The organism is Micromonospora sp. NPDC051924, from assembly GCF_055586005.1.
The window spans coordinates 40,428-58,711 of sequence record NZ_JBVJJA010000022.1; the positions used below are offsets into that span (position 1 = coordinate 40,428).

The following is an 18,284-nucleotide window of genomic DNA, read 5'->3' on the forward strand; positions in this document are numbered from 1 at the left end:
CGCGCGGGGGTCAGCCCCGCCGGCTGAGCCCGCCGGCCGCCCGCTCGATGATCAGGCAGCGGTCCTCGACGTAGTCGATGCCCGCCTCCTCGGCGATCCGCCGCGCCTCGGCGGAGAAGATCCCGAGCTGCAACCACACCGCCGGCGCGCCGACCGCTACCGCCTGCCGGACCACCTCCACCGCGTCGCGGGCCGGGCGGAACACGTCCACCAGGTCGACCGGGTGCGGGATGTCGGCCAGCGACGGGTAGGCCTTCTCGCCGAAGAGCTCGTCCACCGTCGGGTTCACCGGGATGATCCGCCAGCCGTGGCGCTGCATCTCCAGCGGCACCCGGTGCGCGGCCTTGTCCGGGTCGCGGGACGCGCCCACGACGGCTATCACGGCGGAGTCGGCGAGGATCTGCTGGGCGGAACGCATCTGCCGAGACTAACCCGGGTGGTGCCCGGCGACCCGGCGAGCGCCGGTCTCCCCGCGTCGGCCCTACAGCAGCGAGAGCTGCTCGGCCGGCGGCGGGGGCGGTGCCGCGGGTAGCTGCCGGTTGTCCCCGACCTCGCCCCGGTGCAGCCCGTGCCGGCGGGCCGCCATCCGCACCCGCGCGGTCACCTCCCGCTGGTACGCCTGCGGCGCGTACGCGCCCGAGCGGTAGAGCTGCCGGTAGCGGGGGACCAGGTGCGGGAAGTCGCGGGCCAGCCAGTGCGCGTACCACTCGCGGGCGCCGGGGCGCAGGTGCAACGGCAGGGGAGTGACACTGATGGCCCCCGCCGCGGCGATCGCCGCCACGGTGGCGTCGATCGACTCGTCGTCGTCGCTCAACCCGGGCAGGATCGGCGCCATCAGCACCCCCACCGGGAAGCCGGCGTCGGTGAGCTGGCGTACCGCGTCCAGCCGGCGGCGCGGGCTCGGCGTGCCCGGCTCGACCGCCCGCCACAGTGCCTCGTCGATGAAGCCCACCGAATACGACAGCCCGACCCGGGTCACCTCGGCCGCCTGCCGCAGCAGGGGCAGGTCGCGCAGGAGCAGCGTGCCTTTGGTCAGGATCGAGAACGGGTTGGCGAAATCACGCAGCGCCTCGATGATCGGCGGCATGAGTCGGTAGCGGCCCTCCGCCCGCTGGTAGCAGTCCACGTTGGTGCCCATCGCGATGTGCGCGCCGCGCCAGCGCGGGGCGGCCAGCTCGCGGCGGACCAGCTCACCGGCGTTGACCTTGACGATCACCTGCCGGTCGAAGTCCGCCCCGGCGTCGAGGTCGAGGTAGGTGTGGGTGTTGCGGGCGAAGCAGTTGTGGCTGACCACGCCATTGGCGATGAAGTCGCCGGTGCCGGTGGTGATGTCCCACAGCGGCAGCGCCAGGCCGAGGTCCTCAATCTTGACCACGCCGAGCCGGGCCCGGCACTTCAGCGCGGCGCCCTCGATGGACCGCTTGCGGGTGATCGCCGGGTCGGTCAGGTGGAAGAAACGCAGCCGTTCGGGCAGGCCGCCGGTCAGCCGGACCTGGCCGACCCGGTTGGGCCGCCCTGAGGGCTCAAGGATGCAGGAGAAGCCGAAGTGGCGCAGAGCGTCGGCCGTCCGGCCGAGGATCTCGTCGGCACCGCCGCTGATCCGGAAGACGCTCCGGCGGCAACTGCCCCCGGCGTCGAAGATGCCGGCGAGGAAGCCCAGCCGCCAGTCGTCCGTCGGCTCGTCCGGCCAGCGGATCAGCTCGGTGATCGCCTCGACGTCCCGCTGCCGGGCGGTGCGCAGGGTGCTGATCGCCCGCCGGGTCCCACCGGTCGGGGCGGACGCGGACCGCGCCGTCTCGACACCCGCCTCGGCGAGGAACCGCTGCGTGCGATCGAGCGCCTCCTCGTCGGCGAGGGCCAGCCGGAACCGGCTGCCGAGGTGCGCGTCGCCGCGGACCATGCCGCAGAGGTAGCCCTGGCGGTAGTCGGCCGACTCCTTGGGCGGGGCCGCGAACCGGCCGGTGCCGATCAGCCGGTTCCGGGTGGTCAGGTACGGCCGCTTCCCGGCGCCGCCCATCGCGCCGGTGACGTACTTCCAGCCGCGCTCGGTGAGGAACCGGTGGTCGCCGCTCGCGACCAGGGTGGTGCCGTCCTCCAGGGTGACCCGGTACGCCCGCTTCACCGTCGACCAGACGTCGCGGACCGTGGTCACCACGTATCGGCGGTAGGCACCCTTGCGCTCGGTGCCGTAGATCCGGTCGCCCGGGGCCAGCTCGCTGATCGGTCTGGTGCGGCCGTCGGCCATCAGGATCGGGGTGTCACCGGCGAGGCAGTAGACGCACGCATGACTGCAGCCCCGGTACGGGTTGATCGTCCACTCGAACGGCACGCGGGACTGGCCGGGCACCCGGTTGATGATCGACTTCGCGCGCACCTCGTAGAAGGTCATGCCGGCGAAGCCGGGGGTGTCGAAGGTGCGGGCGATCGCGCCGGGGAGCGCCAGCGGCAGGGGTGGAGTCGCTGGCGCTGCCCCGTCGGGAGTCCCCTCGTCCGGGGGAGCGGAGAGGTTGTCCCAGCGCATGGCCCTCATTCGAACATGCGTACGAAGGATCCGCAAGTGACGCGCCGGACACCGGCCACCGGAGCGCGCCGGCCGGGTGCAGGATGGGGGCATGGAGACGTCGACCTTCGTCTACGACGGCGACTGCGCGTTCTGCACCCGCTGCGCGCAGTTCATCGAGCGCCGGATCCCCACCGGCGCCCGGGTGGTGCCCTGGCAGTTCGCCGACCTGGCGGCGCTCGGGCTGACGGAGGCCGAGTGCGAGGAGGCGGTGCAGTGGGTGGGCGCCGACGGCTCCCGCGCTTCCGGCCCGGACGCCATCGCCAAGCTCCTGGGGGAGAGCGCGCCGCTCTGGCGGGTCGCCGGTGCCGGGCTGCGCTTCCCGCCGGTCCGGGTGGCGGCCTGGCCGGCGTACCGGTGGGTGGCCCGCAACCGGCACCGGCTGCCGGGCGGCACCGCCGCCTGCTCGCTGCCGCAGGAGGCCCGCGAGCGCCTCTACGGCCCCACCGCCCGCCCCACCCCCGACGCCTGACCCGCCGCCCCCTGGGGCGCGCTCGCCGCAGTCACTGATTCACGGAAAGAGTGGCCATTCCGCCGTGGATGGCCACTCTTTCCGTGAATCTGCGCGGATCCCGGTGGTGTGCGTGGGCGGCGTGGTCAGGCGCTCGGGGCGGGGTCGGAGCCGGCGAGTGGGGTGGCCGGGAGGATCGGGGTGGGGTCGCCGTCGGACCGGGACCCGCGGGCGAGGAACCGGCGGGCCCAGACCACCGGGCGGACCTGCTCCAGCGGCAGGAAGCTGGTCATCGCCACCAGGTGCGGCGCGAACGAGATGGTGATCGTCGCGATGGTCACCAGGTGGAACGAGTAGAAGAAGCCCACGGCGGCGACTCGCCAACGCTCGGGCAGCACGAAGACCAGCGGGCTGAGCAGCTCGAAGGCCAGGATGCCGAACTGGGCGACGATCAGCAGGTGCGGCACCTGGGCGATCAGGTCGGCCAGGTCGGTGCCGCGCCGGATGATCGCCCGGGCCAGCACCGAGCCGGTCGCCCAGTCGAACCCGCCGAACCGGAACTTGGCCCAGGCCGCCAGGAAGTACGTGCAGATCACCGCGATCTGGGTGACCCGCAGCGCCCAGCCACCGGCCTCCGTGCGGGTGGGATCGCCGTGCCGGGCCCGTCCGGCGGTGGGCAGCACGGCCAGCGCCACGAGGAGCCCGAACCGGTCGTGGTCGACCTTGCCGTAGCTCATCGCGACGATCATCCACTCGAAGTAGAGGGCGAAGATCGTCCAGCCGAGCAGCCGGGGCGCCCGTCCGGTCGCCGCGAGCAGGGCGAGGGCCAGCAGCACCCAGAAGATCACCCCGACCACCGCCGGGGTGGGGGTGGGCAGCGGGAGGAGCCGGCCGATCAGCAGTGGTCGGTAGAGGTCGCCCGGCACGTCCACCCGGCTGCGTACCCAGGGGGTGAAGACCACCAGGTCCGCGGCGACGAAGAGATAGACGAGGGTACGGAAGGCGGCCACCCGCCCGCGCGGCACCGCCTCGGTCAGCCAGCCGGTCACCGACGGTCCTGCCACGTCACGACGGTGCGGTCGGTCCACCGGCCGGTCGGCCGGCCGCCCTGGATGTCGTACCAGCGGATCACGATGCGCACTTCGACCAGCGCGGGTGCGGCCGGGTGCCGCTCGGCGTACGCCTGGGCGACCTGGCGCAGCCGGTCGGGCTCGGCGACGTACCGGGACTGCTGGCCTTCGATCTCGGCGCGGCGGATGCCGGTGGCGTCCTGGCCCAGCGTGACCACCGCCCCGGTGCGGTCGACGCCCTCGACCCGGGTGTCCGGCGCGGGGGCGTCCGGCGGGTCCGAGGTGGAGTACATCCGGAACGGGCCGAACGGGAAGTCGTCGTCGGTGCCCCGGACGGTGCCGGCGAGGAGCAGCACCAACCCCAGCACGGTGGCGCTCAGCCGGATCGCGCGGCCGCGGGTGGTCAGGGTCTCCATCGGGTGTGGACGTTACGGGACCAAGCCCCCCCGCGGTGTCCGTCCGTCGGCCATGGCTCGCTGACCGTGTCGCCATCGACAGGCCCCGGAAACGGCGACGGCCGGGCCCCGTCGGGGACCCGGCCGTCGGCGCGTGCGGCTCGGCTCAGTGCTGGTGGCCCTGCTCGGCCATCTGCTTGCGGACCTCGTCCATGTCCAGCTTCTCCACCTGCTCGATCAGGTTTTCGAGCGCGGACTCGGGGAGGGCCCCGGGCTGCGCGAACACGATCACGCCGTCCTTGATCGCCATGATCGTCGGGATCGAGCTGATGTTGAACTTGACGGCCAGTTCCTGCTGGGCCTCGGTGTCGACCTTGCCGAAGGTGATGTCCGGGTGCTTGTCGGACGAGCGCTCGTAGACCGGGGCGAACCGCTTGCACGGACCGCACCAGTCGGCCCAGAAGTCCAGCAGCACGATCCCGTCCTGCTCGGTCACCTCGTCAAAGTTGGCGGTGGTCAGCTCAACCGTTGCCATTGCACTCTCCGATCAGCGCGGATTGCTTCTACGTCCCGTGGAACGAGGGTGGGTGTTCAGGAATTCCCGTGACGCGGGCGACGAAACGCAGCGCAGCCCTGCGATGACGGTCGGGCGCATCGAGAGTAATCGGTCCCGGCGGCGTCGCGGAACGCAAATGCGTCGTGCACTTGCGTGACGTGCCGTGATGGGAGCGCTTCCAGGGAGATCGTCGGGATCGAGCGCCACGGATCGCTGATTTGCTACTTGACAAGCGGCTATCCGACCTGCAGAGATCGCTTCTCACATGGTCGGAAGTTACCCAACGTAACGTAACAAAAAGATAAATGTGACGTCCGTCTCTGTCGGGTCGGCATCGCCGTACGGCAGAATCTTCCGCATCAGAGCGTGGGCGGCGGGTGCCGGGGAGGGCCCCGCCGCTCATTGCGTCTCCCCCCGGGTCGGCCCGTGTGACATTTCCGCACCAGCAGTGCCCCCGTCGTCGCCTTAACAAGCGGTAAGGCATGCTGTGCCGAACTCCATCGCCGCCCGTCGAAGGGGACAAGGATGCAGTTCGGCCGCTACTACGAGGAGTTCGAGGTCGGCGCGGTCTACCGGCACTGGCCGGGCAAGACGGTCACCGAGTACGACGACCACCTCTTCTGCCTGCTCACCATGAACCACCACCCGCTCCACATGGACGCGCACTACGCCGAGTCGGCGAGCCAGTTCAAGCGCAACGTGGTGGTCGGCAACTACATCTACTCGCTGCTCCTCGGCATGTCGGTGCCGGACGTCAGCGGCAAGGCGATCGCCAACCTCGAGATCGAGTCGCTGCGGCACGTCGCACCGACCTTCCACGGCGACACCATCTACGGCGAGACGACGGTGCTGGACAAGCGGGAGTCCTCCTCGAAGCCGGACCGCGGCGTGGTCGCCGTGGAGACCCGCGGCTACAACCAGGACGGGACGCTGGTCTGCGTCTTCCGGCGCAAGGTCATGGTCCCCAAGAAGGAGTACGCGGCCGCAGCCGTGCCCGAGGGCGTGGACCCGGAGCGGCCGAGCTTCCCCGAGCCGCGCTGACGCCCCGGCGTACGCGAAAGGACCCCTACCCCGGCGTTCCCCCGGGGTAGGGGTCCTTTTCACCTTCCCGGGCATATGCTGACGCCGGAGGTCCCCCGATGAGCGAGCGCAGCGAGCGAATCACCAGGCTCAGCGCGTCGGTGCCTCACGGCGCCGCGGCGCGAAGCGGAGCGGCGACATGAAACCCTCCGTCGCCGGAGAGCCGCCCTCCGCCGGGCGGCGTGCCGCACCGCTGACCAGCGCCGCCTACTCCACGGCGGAGTGGGACCTGTTGACCGACCTGCCGGGCCGGGTCCTCGTCGCCGCCGCCTCGCCGGGCCCCGGCCGCCCGTCGCGCGGCGTCGCGGCCGGGCTCGCCGGCCTCGACGCGGTGGCGGCCGGCCGGGCCTTCGACAGCGACCTGGTCCGCGCCGTGGTCTCCGCGATCTACGCCCGGCACGACGGCGCCGCCACCCGGGACGAGCGCCTCACCGACGTCGTCGACCTGCTCGCCGCCTGCCGGGCGGCGGTACGGGTGCTACGGCGGCGCGCCGACCCCGCCGACTCGGCGGCGTACCGGCAGTGGGTGGAGTCGGTCGCGGCCCGGGTCTGCCGGGCCGGTGAGGTCGGGTCGAGCCCCGCCGACCGGCGGTTCCTCGACCGGCTCGGCGGTGCGCTGGACCTGCGCTGACCGGGGTGCCGGCGGCCGGCGGCGGCGACGGGCCGTACCCTCTGGAGACCGTGACCGACGACCAGCTCGACGTGGGTGTGGGGCCCTGGCCCGGCGACCCGCCGGACGACCCGCGGTACGACCCGGAGCTGCTCGCCGACGGCGACCGGCGCAACGTGGTGGACCGGTACCGCTACTGGCGGCGCGAGGCCGTGGTGGCGGACCTGGACCGGCGCCGGCACGACTTCCACGTGGCCATCGAGAACTGGCAGCACGACTTCAACATCGGCACGGTGGTCCGCAACGCCAACGCCTTCCTCGCCGCCGAGGTGCACGTCGTCGGGCGGCGGCGGTGGAACCGGCGCGGCGCCATGGTCACCGACCGCTACCAGCACGTCCGGCACCACCCGACCATCGAGGAGTTCGTCGCCTGGGCGGCGGAGCAGCGGCTGCCGGTGGTCGGCATCGACAACCTGCCCGGCTCGAAGCCGCTGGAGACCAGCACCCTGCCCCGCCGGTGCGCGCTCCTCTTCGGCCAGGAGGGACCCGGCCTGTCCGAGCCCGCCCGGGCCGCCTGCGACCAGCTCTTCTCCATCGCCCAGTACGGCTCCACCCGCTCGATCAACGCCGGGGTGGCCAGCGGCATCGCCATGCACGCCTGGATCCGCGCGTACGCCGGTCCGCCGCCGGACTGAACGGCACCGATCCGGCCGCTCCGCTTGACGCCCGGGTGGTGCCGGGTGACGGTGGGAACGTGAGTGTCGCGGTGAGTTGTCCCAGGTGCGCGGGTCCGGTCCGGGAGCCGGACCTGATGCACGGCGAGTCCCGGTGCCTGCGCTGCGGCCCGGTGCCGCCACTGCACGTGCCGGAGCACATCAGCGCCGAGATCATGGCGAGCGTGGTGGACCGGGTGGCCGCCACCGGCGACCCGTCCGGCCGGGCGGGCGTGCCGCTCTGGTGCCCGTGGCCGCTGCCCACCGGGTGGACCCTGACCGGGGTGGCCTGGGCCGGGGACGACCGGGACGGGATCCGGGCCACGGCCATCGCCTGCGCCGGTCCGGCGCCCCTCGACGGTGGGCCGGCGGACCTGCTCTTCGTCGCCGAGGAGCCGGGCGTCGGGTTGGGGTCCCGCTTCGCGGGACTGCCCGGTCCCGACCCCGGGCCGCAGGTCGAGGAGGCGCTCACCGACCCCGGGCCCGGTCACCCGGAACGGGTGCCGCACGCGAAGATCAGAGTGGGCGGTCACCCGACTCCACTATGGCTCGTGAATTCGCCGACAGATCGAAGTGCGTACGCCGGCGAGGCTCGGGGAATGTGGCTGCATGCGATAGCCTGGCCGGCGAGCGCGGGTCACCTCCTCGCGGAAGAAGTCGTGCTGCACGACCTCACCGAGTGGACACCGCCCGAACTCGTGTACGGCGCACCGTCTCCGTACCTGCACGGGCGGGCCTGACCGGCCGGCACCGGTGGATCGGGGAGCGGGCGCAGATATTCACTGTACGACACCATGCTGATACTCTGGGTACCACTGGGGTAAATGGACCCGGCGCCGCGCGAGAGGATGGCCCACCATGGTCAAGAAGGTCCTCACCTGGGCCCTGGTCGCATTCTTGATCTTCTTCATTGCCTACCGGCCCAACTCCGCCGCCGACGTCGCCAAGTCCCTCGGCGGCGGCATCATGGACATCGCGCAGGGCTTCGGCGACTTCTTCACGAGCCTGGTCGCCTAGCCGCCGATGGGAAGCCCCTCCGGTCCACCCTTCGACCCCGACGACCCGGACTGGTCGCGCCGGGACACCGAGCCCATCCCCCGGATCGGCCCCGACGACGGTCCGGGGTACGGGGCCGGTCCCGGCCTGGGTGACGGTCCCTCCCTTTCGGATGAGGCCGCCTTCGGCGACGGGCCGGGCTACGCCGGCGAGGGGCGCTCGGGACGCGCCTGGATCCGCGACCCGGAGGCCGGCTACCAGCCGCCGCAGATCTCCGAGGACGAGCTGGCCGGGCTGCGGGTCGACGCCCAGGGCATGGCTCCCCGCCGCGTGCTGCCCCTGGAGGACGAGCCCAGCTCGCTGGTGGCCCGTTATCTCTTCCCCACCGAGCGCTACCGGGGCGAGTGGAAGCGGCACTGGATCCACCTCTCCACGCCGATCCTGGTGGGCATCGCCGCGACCTTCGTCCTCGGCTACCTCTCCGGCTTCCTCGCCGGGCGGGACGTCGGCGCGCTGACCACCGTCGCGGTCCTGCTCTGGTTCGCCGTGATGGGCTGGGTCGCCTGGCGGGTCGCCGACTGGTGGTACGACCGCTTCATCCTCACCAACAAGCGGGTGATGGTGGTCAACGGGATCATCACCCGGCGGGTGGCGATGATGCCGCTGGTCCGGGTCACCGACATGAAGTACGAGCAGACCCCGACCGGCCGGGCGCTCAACTACGGCACCTTCGTGCTGGAGTCCGCCGGGCAGGAGCAGGCGCTCCGCGAGATCAAGAATCTGCCCAACCCGAACGAGCTCTACCTGCGCGTCGTCGAGGAGATGTACGAGCCGCAGGCCGTCGAGGCGCGGTTGGGCAAGGAGGCCGACGAGGCCAAGGCCGACGACGGGGCGTGAAACTTTCCGTCCGAACATCGGAGGGATTGCGCACCATTTGCCGTCGACCCGACCCACCCGGACATGGCAACCTGCCATGCAGGACGGGGTGCGGAGGTGAGCGGTGGCGAGCAGGGACCCGCTGGAAGAGGAGTTCCGCGAGTTCGTCGCGGCCCGCTCCGGCGCGCTCCTGCGCACCGCTTACCTGTTGACCGGGGACTGGGCGACCGCCGAGGACCTGCTCCAGACCGCGCTGACCAAGACGTACCTGGCGTGGAAGCGGCTCGGCGGGATCGAGGCCATCGAGCCGTACGCCCGCCGGGTCATGGTCAACACCTCGACCAGCTGGTGGCGGCGGCGCTGGCACGGTGAACGGCCGACCGAGGTGCTGCCCGAGCGGGCCGGGGTGGACGAGATCGAGCAGCAGCTCGACCGGGACGCCCTCTGGCGGCACCTCCAGGCGCTGCCGGCCCGGCAACGGGCCGTGCTGGTGCTCCGCTTCTATGAGGACATGTCCGAGGCGCAGACCGCCGCCCTGCTGGAGATCTCCCCGGGCACGGTGAAGAGCCAGACCTCCCGGGCGCTCAACACGCTCCGCAAGCGGCTGGGCTCCCAGGCCGCCCTCGGCCTGCCGGCCGAACCGGCGGAGGCGGCACCCGCCCGGCCCGCACCGCGTACCCCGGCCCAGCCGCGGCCGGTGGCGCCGCGGCCCGTGCCGCCGGCCGCCGCCCGCCCGCCGGCCGCGCGTACCGCCCCCGCCGCCGCCCGGCCCGTCAGCACCGTCCCGGCGGAAACCCGATGAGCGAGCGGATCAGCAGGGTCAGCGCCTCGGTGCCGCGCAACGCCGCCGGAGCGCAGCGAGGTGGCGCCATGAGCCGTACGTCGAATCCCTGCGACAACCAGTCGGGCGGCCCGAAGCGTCCAATGGCCGTGAGCGAGGACGAGCTGGAGCGGGCGCTGCGGGACACCTTCGCGGGTCGCGTCGCGACGCCGCGGCCGCTCGCCGCCGACCCGGCCGGCGTGGCCATCCGCCGCGCCCGGCGCAGCGGGCGGCGCCGTGCGCTCACCGGGCTCGCCCTGGCCGGCGCGGCGACCGTGCTGGTCACCACCGGGATGGCGCAGCTCGGCGGCCCGACCGGGCACGGCGGCACGCCCACCGTGGTGCTCGGTGACCCGCGCGGGTTCACGCCCTCCCCGTTGCCCACCGCCAGCAACCCGCCCCCGGACGCCGATCCGGTCCGCGCCGAACTCGACCTGATCATCGGGACCCGGCTGGAGACCAGCGGCGGCGAGCAGCGGGAGCTGACCGGAGTGGGCGCGGTGGAGCGGGCACAGCGCGTCCCGGACTACGGCGGCTGGCTCGTCACCTCGGCGGCCACCGCGGCCGGCCGTACCCTCTGGTGGGTGCCGCCCAACGGCAGCGCGCCGCAGGTGCTGCTCGCCGGGGCCGACGCCGTGGTGGTCGCCGCCGACGGCCGGCAGGTCGCCTGGCGCGATGGTCCGGAGATCCTCGCCGCCGGCGTGGTCGGCGGCCAGCTCGTCGCGACCAGCCGGACGGCCGCGCCGGCGGACGCCCTGCCGATCGGCTTCGCCGCCGACGCCGTCCTGATCCGGCGGCCCGGCCGCGGGGTCGGCCTCTGGTCCCGGTCGGCCGGCGGGCAGCCGGGCGGGGCGGCCCCTGACGTGCTGAACGTCTACGGGACGCTGCCCGACGGCCGGGTGATCGGCGAGGTCTCGGCCGGTACGCCCCGGCGGCCCTGCCTGGCCGTGCTCGACCCGACCCGGAACCTCGCCCCGGTCCGCACCGGCTGCGGGCCGGACCTCGCCACCGACGGCGCGGCCGGCGTCTCGCCGGACGGGAAGTGGCTGCTGGTCAACGGGGCCGGCAAGGACGCCCTGCTGGTCGACCTGCGCACCCTCGGCGCCACCGTCTCGACCCGCCCCGCGGGGCCGGCGGTGGTCGACGGGGTGGTCTGGACGCCGGCCGGGGTGGCCCTGCACGTCGACCCCGCCGGCCGGCTGGTCCGGGTACGCCCCGACCGGGTGGTGGCCGGCGAGCGGCCCGCCGGGTCACCGGTCGCCGGGGTCACCCGGGACGAGCGGCTGGTCGTGGTGGCCGGCACCACGCCGTGACCGACCGCGCCGCCCCGACGGTGGGCGCCCCACCGGGGCGGTAGCGTCGGCGGGGTGAGCGCCGCCGCCCGGATCGACCTGCATGCCCACTCCACCGCCAGCGACGGCACACTCAGCCCGGCCGAGCTGGTCCGTGCCGCCGCCGACGTCGGCCTCGACGTGGTGGCGATCACCGACCACGACACCACGAGCGGCTGGGACGAGGCGCTGGAGGCGCTGCCGCCCGGGCTCACCCTGGTCCGGGGCGCCGAGCTCTCCTGCCGCTGGCACGGCGTCGAGCCGGCGATCCCGCTGCACCTGCTCGCGTACCTCTTCGACCCGACGGAGCCGGAGCTGGTCGCCGAGCTGGCCCGGGTCCGGCGGGCCCGGGAGGAGCGCGGCGAGCGAATCGTCCGGCTGCTCCAGGCCGACGGCATCGACGTCGACTGGGCGGAGATCCTGGCCGGGGCGGCCGGCGGCACCGTCGGCCGCCCGCACATCGCCCAGGCGCTGATCCGGGCCGGGCTGGTGGCCACCACCACCGAGGCGTTCGGGCCGGACTGGCTGGGCGAGCGGTACCGGTTGCCCAAGGAGGACATCGACGTGTTCCGGGCGGTGGCCCTGGTCCGGGCGGCCCGCGGGGTGCCGGTCTTCGCCCACCCCCGGGCCAGCCGGCGCGGGCGGATCGTGCCGGACGAGCTGATCGCCGCGCTGGCGGCGGCCGGGCTCGCCGGCCTGGAGGCCGACCACGAGGACCACAGCCCCGCCGAGCGGGACCACGTCCGCGGGCTCGCCGCCGAGCTGGGGCTGCTGGTCACCGGCTCGTCGGACTTCCACGGCACGCACAAGACGGTCCAGCTCGGTGCCTTCACCACCGACCCGGCGGCGTACGAGCGGATCATCGCCCTGGCCGGCGGGGTGACCCCGGTCGCTTCAGGCTGAAGCGTTCCGGCGACGCGGCTACCGTGTCCGGGTGGATCTCAAGCTCTTCGGCGAGGTCTTTGTGACCCTGCTGGTGATCGTCGACCCGCCCGGCATGATGCCCATCTTCCTCGCGCTCACCGGGCCGCTGCCGGCGCGCGACCGGAACCGGGCCGCCTGGCAGGCCGTGGCGCTGGCGCTCGGGGTGATCGTGGTCTTCGCCGTGGCGGGGCAGACCATCCTGGCCTACCTGCACGTCGACCTGCCGGCGTTGCAGGCCGCCGGCGGGCTGCTGCTGATCCTCGTCGCCCTGGAACTGTTGACCGGCAAGTCCGACGACCCGAACCAGCAGGCCACCTCCAACATCGCCCTGGTGCCGCTGGGCACGCCGCTGCTCGCCGGGCCGGGCGCGATCGTCGCCACCATGCTCTTCGTGCAGCGGGCCGGGGGGTTCACCGACTATCTCGCCATCGCCGCCGCGATCGTCGCGGTGATGGTCGCGGTCTGGGTCGTGCTGCGCTTCTCCGGCGGGATCGTCAAGATCCTCCGGCCGGGCGGCATCGAGGTGCTGACCCGGATCGCCGGCCTGCTGCTGGCCGCCATCGCGGTGCAGCTCATCGCCGACGCGATCGCCGCCTTCGTCACGCAGTACATCACCATGCGCTGATTCGGCCGGCCGGGTCAGCGCTGTCGTACCGGGGTGGCAGGATCTGGGGCGTGCGACGACTCTCCCCGACCGGGCGACCCACCGGCGGCCGGCCGCCCCGACCCCGTGCCGAGCAGGCCGAGCAGCTCGGCTTCGAGGGGATGCCCGAGCGGCTCTTCGTCTGCACGCCCAGCAAGCTCGGCGCGTACGCGGACTGCCCCCGGCGCTACCGCTACTCGTACGTCGACCGACCCGCCCCGCCGAAGGGCCCGCCGTGGGCGCACAACTCGCTCGGCGCCAGCGTCCACAACGCCCTGAAGAACTGGTATGCCCTCGACCCCGACCGGCGCCGCCCCGAGGTGCTGGGCACCCTGCTGAAGGGCACCTGGGTCCGCGAGGGCTACCGCGACGTCGACCAGGAGCGGGACGCCTTCCGCCGGGCGCTGGCCTGGCTGGAGGCATACGTGGTGGGGCTGGACCCGGCCGACGAACCGGTCGGCGTGGAGCGGGTGGTCGCGGTCAAGACCGCGGTGCTCGCCTTCAACGGCCGCGCCGACCGGATCGACTCCCGGCCCGGCCCCGACGGGCGGCCCGAGCTGGTGATCGTCGACTACAAGACCGGCCGCACCGGGCTGGACACCGACGACGCGCGCGGCTCCCAGGCCCTGGCGCTGTACGCGTACGCGGCCGAGCGGGTGTTCCGCCGGCCCTGCCGGCGGGTCGAGTTGCACCACCTGCCCACCGGCACGGTCGCCGCGCACGAGCACACCCCCGAGTCGCTGGACCGACAGCTCACCCGGGCCGAGGAGACCGCCCGGGACATCATGGCCGCCGAGCGGGCGGTCACCGACGGCGCCGACCCCGACGACGCGTTCCCCACCACCCCCGGCCCCCGCTGCGGCTGGTGCGACTACCGGCGCACCTGCCCGGAGGGCGCGCAGGCGCCCGGCAAGGACCCGTGGGCGGCCGTGGACCGACCGGCTGAGCCGGCCGCCGACCTCGAGTGATCCGCTGGGCGGCCTGCCCAGTCCTTCCCGCCGACACCGGCGGCTTGCGGCAGGTCGGGGTGTCCAGGTGGTGTGTCGGGCCGGTTCGCCGCGATCCGTGCAGTCAGGGCGGGTGGTGGTCGGGGTGTCGGGTCGGCGTGATGGGCCGACTGGCCGCAAACCGCCCGGCCCGACGGGCAGGCGGCGGCCTGGCCGGCGCTGGCCGGTGCGGGCGGGGTCAGGCGGCGGTGCGGCGGGCGGCGCGGGCCTTTGCGGCCTGCTGCAACGGGCCCTCCCGGTAACGGCGGGGCACCGCCGCCAGGGCGAGCCGCAGGGCGCGCACGCTCAGGTCGGCCGAGAGGGCGGTGGTGGGCAGGCCGAGGCCGCCGTACAACCGGCGGGCCCAGGCCGGCTGCAGCGCCATGGCGACGCCGGCCACGCCCAGGTACGCCCAGCGCGGCGGCCCGAGGCTCAGGCCGAGCTGTAGTGGCCGGCTGACCTTCCACGGGATCGGCGGGGCGGTCAGGAACAGGGCCGTCTCCGCCGCCTCCTTCGTCATCCGCAGGTCACCCTGGATCCGCCGGTAGTAGTCGGCCACCTCGGCGGCCGTGCCCGGCACCTCGGCCGGGTCGAGCCCGACCAGGGCCGCCGATCGGCGCTGCTCGGTGTAGTAGCCGTCGACCTCGGCGTCGGTGAGCGGCAGCCCGGCCCGGCGCGCGGTGCTCACGAAGGATTCGATCTCGGTGACGTGCACCCAGCGCAGCAGTTCCGGGTCGTCGATCCGGAACTCTTCGCCGGTGAACGGGTCACGGGCGCGCAGCCGCGCGTGCCGGGCCCGCAGCCGCCGGCCGGCCGCCTCCGCCTCGGCGGTGGTGCCGTAGATGGTCGTCCCCACGTAGGTGGCGGTCCGCACCAGCCGGCCCCAGGCGTCGGTGCGGTAGTTGCTGTTCTGGGCGACGCCGGCCATCGCCCGGGGATGCAACGCCTGCAGGTAGAGCGAGCGGAGGCCGGCGATGAACAGGATCGGCTCCGCGTGGACCTTCCACGTGACCGATCCCGGACCGAACAGGCCGAGGTCATCGGTTTCCACGGCCCAAGCGTGCCACGCGTCGGGCGGCGCCGGCCGGGGGCGGTCAGTCGTCGGCGGACCGGCGCGCCTGGCAGGCCGGGCAGAGGCCCCAGAAGGTGACCTCCGCCTCGTCCACCTCGAACCCGTGCGCGATGTGCGGGTCGAGGCAGGGCGCGCTGCCGGTGGCGCAGTCGACGTCGGCGATCTCACCGCAGCCCCGGCACACCACGTGATGGTGGTTGTCGCCGGCGCGGGCCTCGTACCGGGCCGGGGAGCCGGCCGGCTCGATCCGGCGGGAGAGTCCGGCCCGGGAGAGCGCGCCGAGCACGTCGTAGACGGCCTGGGTGGAGACCGAGTCCAGCCGTTCCCGGACCCGCCGGGTGATCTCGTCGACCTCCAGGTGGCCGCCCTCGGCCAGCACGTCCAGCACGGCGAGGCGCGGTCGGGTGACCCGCAGGCCCCTCGACCGGAGCAGTTCCTCGCCACTGGACATGCAGTAATGACAGCACGGGGCCAGGATGCCGACAAGCGAGCGGGAACCGGGGTGGTCGGGGCCACAGGGTGAACCGCGTCCGGTCCGGGCGCGTGAGGTGGGATGTGACGAAAGGCGGCGACGATCACATCGTCGTACGCTGACTGCGCGGTTCGCACCCACTTGCCGGAGGTGTCGGTGTTCAAGGAATTCAACGGTCTGCCCGCGCACGCCCTGCTGGTGCACGCCGCCGTGGTGCTCGTGCCGCTGCTGGCGCTGGTCTCCGTCGCGTACGGGGTGCTGCCCCGGTGGCGGGCGCGGCTCGACTGGGCGGTGGCGGCCCTCGCCGTCGCGTCTCCGATCGCCGCGTTCCTGGCCACCGAGTCCGGGGAGGCGCTGGAGCACGTGCTGGAGGAGAAGCACTACCCGGCGCAGATCCTCGACAAGGTGCGCGAGCACTCCGAGTACGGCGACAGCCTTCGGTCGTTCACCTTCGGGCTGGCCGCCGCGGCGCTGCTGCTCCTCCTGGTGACCAGCGGGTTCGCCCGGACCCGCAACCTGCCCCGCTGGCTCGCCCCGGTCCTCACCGGTGTGGTGGCCGTGCTCGCCGTGTTCGCGGTGGTGTACGTCTACCTGGCCGGTGACACCGGCGCCCAGGCGGTCTGGGGCGGCACGCTCTGAGCCGGGCTCAGAAGATCACCCGCGAGCAGAGCAGGCACATGAGCAGCACCAGCACCACGGCGGCGACCCCTCCGAAGCCGTAGGTGAGGCGCTGCGCCTGCTGCTCCGCCTGGTCCATGGCGGCCATGTCCTGCGTTGGCAGCCGCCGGGGCGGCGGTGGCTGCACGTACACCGGTGGCCGCCAGCCGGCCGGCGGCGGCGTGGTCGGCGGCGGTCCGGCGTAGCCGCCGGGTGCGCCCGTGCCGCCGGCCCAGCCGCCAGCGACAGGTTGGCCACCGGCCGGACCCGCGGCGGCCTCCGGCCCGGGCCGGGCCCAGGGACTCTCCGCCTGGCCGGGACCCACCCACGGGCCGCCGGCCGGCTCGGCGCCGGGCCAGGAGCCGCCGGTCCGCTCCGCCCCGCCGGCCGGGGTCGCCTCGCCGGACCCGGCATCCTGCTGGGGCTGTTCGGCGTCAGGGGCGGGCTGATCCGGACCCGGGCGTCGCCAGAACTCGTCGTCGGGGCTGCCACCGCTCGGCGTCGTCACGCCGTCCGACGCTACCAACGCGCGGGCCGGTCGGCCGCTCCGACGCGACGGGGCGACCCGGCCGGATGGGCGCGCCGGGCGGTCGAGGTGTTTCCGTGCCGCCGGTATCCTTGCCGCTCGTGAGCGATCCCGGCATGCGTGGTGACGACGACCGCGTGGTCGATCTCAGTGACGACCTCGTGGTGCTGCCCGAGCAGACCACCGACGACACCGACCGTGGCTGGGGCGAGCGGCCCGGCGGCAACGACGACTGGCTGCTGGCCGAGCGCCCGCCGCACTGGGACTGACCCGGCGGCATCCCGGTCCGTGGCCCGGCTGAGCGCCCCGGCGCGCCGGGCGTCGGCCCGGCCACCGTGGACCGGTCCGTCATCGCCCGAGCGCGGGCGACCGGCGGACCGCCGAAGCGGGGGTCAGCCGCGTACGACGACGGCGAAGCGGCTGCCTTCCGGCACGCCGACGGCCCGCTGGGCCTGCTCGGGCCGGAGGGCCAGATAGAGCGCGGAGGAGCCGTCAACCGCCCCGGCCGCGCCCACCACGTCGAGCACCAGCGCCCGTGGGGCGAGCAGGATCGCCTCCCCGGCCGCCGCGCCGGCCGGTACGACCAGCAGGTCCACCCGGGCACCCGGGCGGAGCACCGCGAGGGCGGCCGGCTCGGCCAGCCGGACCGGCACGCCGACCGACCCGCTGGGCAGTGGCAGTGCGCTGCCGGAGCGCCCCGCAGCGGGTGTGGGAGGGCCGGCAGCGGTCGCGCCCGGCCCGGCCCGGCCGGTGCCCGGCGACGGGCAACTCGGCGGGGTCGACAGGACGGCGGCGGCCAGGCCGAGCAGCACGGCGACCAGCGCCACCCGGAGCAGCGTGCCGCCCCGGGGCAGGCCGCGCCAGCGCACCGGCCGCAGAGATCCCTCGCCCGCCACCGCACCCTCCCGCCCGCACCCCGCGCGCCCAGCGCCGTGCATCCCATCCGACGCGCGCTCAACGCCAGCAGGCTAGGAGTACAACCGGGAGTCGGTCACCCCGTCACCCACAGCCCTGTGGATAACCCGACCACCTGTGGACAACCTCCCGGACCCGCCGCGCTCGTGCTATCCGAGCGGAAACCGGAGCGGCCTCATGCACGGAAAGAGTGGCCATCCCCGCGGGAATGGCCACTCTTTCCGGGAATTTGTGCGGATCTTGGAAGGTGCGGGGGGCGAGCCTCAGGAGGAGCTGCTGGCCGCCGGGGTCTTGGTGGACGAGCTGCCGGTCGAGGTCGAGGCGGACGAACCGCCCGTGGCGGTGCTCGACGACCCGTTCGAGGACGACTCGGACTTGGCCGGCTTGCCCGCGGTGCTCGTGGCGGTGTCGGAACCCGACGAACGCGAGTCGGTGCGGTAGAAGCCGGAACCCTTGAACACGATGCCGACCGAGTTGAAGAGCTTGCGCAGCCGCCCCTCGCACGCGGGGCACTCGGTCAGCGGGTCGTCAGAGAAGGACTGCACCGCCTCGAGCTGGTGGCCGCACGCGGTGCAGGCGTACTGGTACGTGGGCACGTTCTCCTCCGGATCTGGCACGGCCGGGTTGGCAC

At 73.9% G+C, this 18,284-nt stretch carries 24 protein-coding genes; 14 read left to right on the top strand and 10 right to left on the bottom strand.

Annotated features, from left to right (window positions below; genetic code table 11):
* Positions 1-10 precede the first annotated feature (10 nt).
* Positions 11-418, bottom strand: coding sequence for a CoA-binding protein (locus tag ACZ6S5_RS18760; RefSeq protein WP_466001992.1), 408 nt, complete (start codon positions 416-418; stop codon positions 11-13).
* Between the two features lie 63 nt (positions 419-481).
* On the bottom strand, positions 482-2,614 hold the full coding sequence (locus ACZ6S5_RS18765; protein WP_466001994.1) for an intein-containing Rv2578c family radical SAM protein: 2,133 nt from the start codon (positions 2,612-2,614) through the stop codon (positions 482-484).
* On the opposite strand from ACZ6S5_RS18765, the gene ACZ6S5_RS18770 reads away from it, so the two are divergent.
* A complete protein-coding gene (locus ACZ6S5_RS18770) occupies positions 2,613-3,032 on the top strand; it encodes a thiol-disulfide oxidoreductase DCC family protein (protein ID WP_466001996.1) in 420 nt (139 codons plus the stop codon). The two genes, ACZ6S5_RS18765 and ACZ6S5_RS18770, sit on opposite strands and share 2 nt — an antisense overlap.
* Positions 3,033-3,157: 125 nt before the next feature.
* On the opposite strand, the gene ACZ6S5_RS18775 is transcribed toward ACZ6S5_RS18770, so the two are convergent.
* The 3 genes from ACZ6S5_RS18775 to trxA form a co-directional block, all read right to left on the bottom strand.
* Positions 3,158-4,060, bottom strand: a complete 903-nt coding sequence (locus ACZ6S5_RS18775; protein WP_466002125.1) for an MFS transporter permease — start codon at positions 4,058-4,060, stop codon at positions 3,158-3,160.
* Positions 4,057-4,497, bottom strand: a complete 441-nt coding sequence (locus tag ACZ6S5_RS18780; RefSeq protein WP_466001997.1) for a hypothetical protein — start codon at positions 4,495-4,497, stop codon at positions 4,057-4,059. Before ACZ6S5_RS18780 ends, ACZ6S5_RS18775 begins: the two co-directional genes overlap by 4 nt.
* A gap of 145 nt (positions 4,498-4,642) precedes the next feature.
* The gene (gene trxA, locus ACZ6S5_RS18785) at positions 4,643-5,011 is read right to left on the bottom strand and encodes a thioredoxin (RefSeq protein ID WP_466001999.1); all 369 of its coding nucleotides are present in this window, start codon (positions 5,009-5,011) and stop codon (positions 4,643-4,645) included.
* Positions 5,012-5,557: 546 nt separating this feature from the next.
* Between trxA and ACZ6S5_RS18790 the strand changes: the two genes are divergently transcribed.
* The 11 genes from ACZ6S5_RS18790 to ACZ6S5_RS18840 all read left to right on the top strand — a co-directional run bounded on the left by ACZ6S5_RS18790 (position 5,558) and on the right by ACZ6S5_RS18840 (position 13,993).
* Positions 5,558-6,073, top strand: coding sequence for a MaoC family dehydratase (locus tag ACZ6S5_RS18790; RefSeq protein ID WP_302768842.1), 516 nt, complete (start codon positions 5,558-5,560; stop codon positions 6,071-6,073).
* A gap of 178 nt (positions 6,074-6,251) precedes the next feature.
* Complete coding sequence (locus ACZ6S5_RS18795; RefSeq protein ID WP_466002001.1) at positions 6,252-6,743, top strand: hypothetical protein; 492 nt, start codon at positions 6,252-6,254, stop codon at positions 6,741-6,743.
* A 50-nt stretch (positions 6,744-6,793) separates the two neighbouring features.
* On the top strand, positions 6,794-7,417 hold the full coding sequence (locus ACZ6S5_RS18800; RefSeq protein ID WP_466002003.1) for a TrmH family RNA methyltransferase: 624 nt from the start codon (positions 6,794-6,796) through the stop codon (positions 7,415-7,417).
* 71 nt (positions 7,418-7,488) lie between these two features.
* The gene (locus ACZ6S5_RS18805; RefSeq protein ID WP_466002005.1) at positions 7,489-8,175 is read left to right on the top strand and encodes a DUF6758 family protein; all 687 of its coding nucleotides are present in this window, start codon (positions 7,489-7,491) and stop codon (positions 8,173-8,175) included.
* Positions 8,176-8,293: 118 nt separating this feature from the next.
* Entirely contained in the window at positions 8,294-8,452 is a 159-nt protein-coding gene (locus ACZ6S5_RS18810; RefSeq protein WP_200215318.1) for a hypothetical protein, read from the top strand.
* Between the two features lie 6 nt (positions 8,453-8,458).
* Positions 8,459-9,328 carry a PH domain-containing protein gene (locus tag ACZ6S5_RS18815; RefSeq protein WP_466002008.1) on the top strand — a complete coding sequence of 290 codons (870 nt, stop codon included), beginning with the start codon at positions 8,459-8,461 and terminating at the stop codon, positions 9,326-9,328.
* A 103-nt stretch (positions 9,329-9,431) separates the two neighbouring features.
* On the top strand, positions 9,432-10,109 hold the full coding sequence (locus ACZ6S5_RS18820) for a SigE family RNA polymerase sigma factor (protein ID WP_466002010.1): 678 nt from the start codon (positions 9,432-9,434) through the stop codon (positions 10,107-10,109).
* A complete protein-coding gene (locus ACZ6S5_RS18825) occupies positions 10,106-11,440 on the top strand; it encodes a hypothetical protein (RefSeq protein ID WP_466002011.1) in 1,335 nt (444 codons plus the stop codon). Before ACZ6S5_RS18820 ends, ACZ6S5_RS18825 begins: the two co-directional genes overlap by 4 nt.
* Before the next feature lie 54 nt (positions 11,441-11,494).
* The gene (locus ACZ6S5_RS18830; protein WP_466002013.1) at positions 11,495-12,361 is read left to right on the top strand and encodes a PHP domain-containing protein; all 867 of its coding nucleotides are present in this window, start codon (positions 11,495-11,497) and stop codon (positions 12,359-12,361) included.
* 31 nt (positions 12,362-12,392) lie between these two features.
* Positions 12,393-13,007: a MarC family protein gene (locus tag ACZ6S5_RS18835; RefSeq protein WP_466002015.1), complete on the top strand. Its 615-nt coding sequence runs from the start codon at positions 12,393-12,395 to the stop codon at positions 13,005-13,007.
* Positions 13,008-13,147: 140 nt separating this feature from the next.
* On the top strand, positions 13,148-13,993 hold the full coding sequence (locus tag ACZ6S5_RS18840; RefSeq protein WP_466002127.1) for a RecB family exonuclease: 846 nt from the start codon (positions 13,148-13,150) through the stop codon (positions 13,991-13,993).
* Positions 13,994-14,210: 217 nt separating this feature from the next.
* Here the strand turns inward: ACZ6S5_RS18840 and ACZ6S5_RS18845 are convergent, their stop codons facing one another.
* Both ACZ6S5_RS18845 and ACZ6S5_RS18850 read right to left on the bottom strand, forming a co-directional pair.
* The gene (locus ACZ6S5_RS18845; RefSeq protein WP_466002017.1) at positions 14,211-15,062 is read right to left on the bottom strand and encodes an oxygenase MpaB family protein; all 852 of its coding nucleotides are present in this window, start codon (positions 15,060-15,062) and stop codon (positions 14,211-14,213) included.
* 43 nt (positions 15,063-15,105) lie between these two features.
* Positions 15,106-15,534, bottom strand: coding sequence for a Fur family transcriptional regulator (locus ACZ6S5_RS18850; RefSeq protein WP_466002019.1), 429 nt, complete (start codon positions 15,532-15,534; stop codon positions 15,106-15,108).
* 177 nt (positions 15,535-15,711) lie between these two features.
* On the opposite strand from ACZ6S5_RS18850, the gene ACZ6S5_RS18855 reads away from it, so the two are divergent.
* A complete protein-coding gene (locus ACZ6S5_RS18855; RefSeq protein ID WP_466002021.1) occupies positions 15,712-16,194 on the top strand; it encodes a DUF2231 domain-containing protein in 483 nt (160 codons plus the stop codon).
* 7 nt (positions 16,195-16,201) lie between these two features.
* Here the strand turns inward: ACZ6S5_RS18855 and ACZ6S5_RS18860 are convergent, their stop codons facing one another.
* The gene (locus tag ACZ6S5_RS18860) at positions 16,202-16,720 is read right to left on the bottom strand and encodes a hypothetical protein (RefSeq protein ID WP_466002023.1); all 519 of its coding nucleotides are present in this window, start codon (positions 16,718-16,720) and stop codon (positions 16,202-16,204) included.
* Positions 16,721-16,839: 119 nt separating this feature from the next.
* On the opposite strand from ACZ6S5_RS18860, the gene ACZ6S5_RS18865 reads away from it, so the two are divergent.
* Complete coding sequence (locus ACZ6S5_RS18865; protein ID WP_412818456.1) at positions 16,840-17,007, top strand: hypothetical protein; 168 nt, start codon at positions 16,840-16,842, stop codon at positions 17,005-17,007.
* Between the two features lie 123 nt (positions 17,008-17,130).
* Here ACZ6S5_RS18865 and ACZ6S5_RS18870 read toward each other — a convergent pair whose 3' ends face one another.
* Positions 17,131-17,634 carry a flagellar biosynthesis protein FlgA gene (locus ACZ6S5_RS18870; protein ID WP_466002025.1) on the bottom strand — a complete coding sequence of 168 codons (504 nt, stop codon included), beginning with the start codon at positions 17,632-17,634 and terminating at the stop codon, positions 17,131-17,133.
* A gap of 282 nt (positions 17,635-17,916) precedes the next feature.
* Positions 17,917-18,270 carry an FmdB family zinc ribbon protein gene (locus ACZ6S5_RS18875; RefSeq protein WP_466002027.1) on the bottom strand — a complete coding sequence of 118 codons (354 nt, stop codon included), beginning with the start codon at positions 18,268-18,270 and terminating at the stop codon, positions 17,917-17,919.
* Positions 18,271-18,284 lie beyond the last annotated feature (14 nt).

Excerpts from the sequence above, each read along its gene's own strand:
- ACZ6S5_RS18760 (WP_466001992.1), bottom strand. The coding sequence starts at position 418 with ATGCGTTCCGCCCAGCAGATCCTCGCCGACTCCGCCGTGATAGCCGTC.
- ACZ6S5_RS18770 (WP_466001996.1), top strand. The coding sequence starts at position 2,613 with ATGGAGACGTCGACCTTCGTCTACGACGGCGACTGCGCGTTCTGCACC.
- ACZ6S5_RS18765 (WP_466001994.1), bottom strand. The coding sequence starts at position 2,614 with ATGCCCCCATCCTGCACCCGGCCGGCGCGCTCCGGTGGCCGGTGTCCG.
- ACZ6S5_RS18780 (WP_466001997.1), bottom strand. The coding sequence starts at position 4,497 with ATGGAGACCCTGACCACCCGCGGCCGCGCGATCCGGCTGAGCGCCACC.
- trxA (WP_466001999.1), bottom strand. The coding sequence starts at position 5,011 with ATGGCAACGGTTGAGCTGACCACCGCCAACTTTGACGAGGTGACCGAG.
- ACZ6S5_RS18790 (WP_302768842.1), top strand. The coding sequence starts at position 5,558 with ATGCAGTTCGGCCGCTACTACGAGGAGTTCGAGGTCGGCGCGGTCTAC.
- ACZ6S5_RS18795 (WP_466002001.1), top strand. The coding sequence starts at position 6,252 with ATGAAACCCTCCGTCGCCGGAGAGCCGCCCTCCGCCGGGCGGCGTGCC.
- ACZ6S5_RS18810 (WP_200215318.1), top strand. The coding sequence starts at position 8,294 with ATGGTCAAGAAGGTCCTCACCTGGGCCCTGGTCGCATTCTTGATCTTC.
- ACZ6S5_RS18815 (WP_466002008.1), top strand. The coding sequence starts at position 8,459 with ATGGGAAGCCCCTCCGGTCCACCCTTCGACCCCGACGACCCGGACTGG.
- ACZ6S5_RS18825 (WP_466002011.1), top strand. The coding sequence starts at position 10,106 with ATGAGCGAGCGGATCAGCAGGGTCAGCGCCTCGGTGCCGCGCAACGCC.
- ACZ6S5_RS18840 (WP_466002127.1), top strand. The coding sequence starts at position 13,148 with ATGCCCGAGCGGCTCTTCGTCTGCACGCCCAGCAAGCTCGGCGCGTAC.
- ACZ6S5_RS18850 (WP_466002019.1), bottom strand. The coding sequence starts at position 15,534 with ATGTCCAGTGGCGAGGAACTGCTCCGGTCGAGGGGCCTGCGGGTCACC.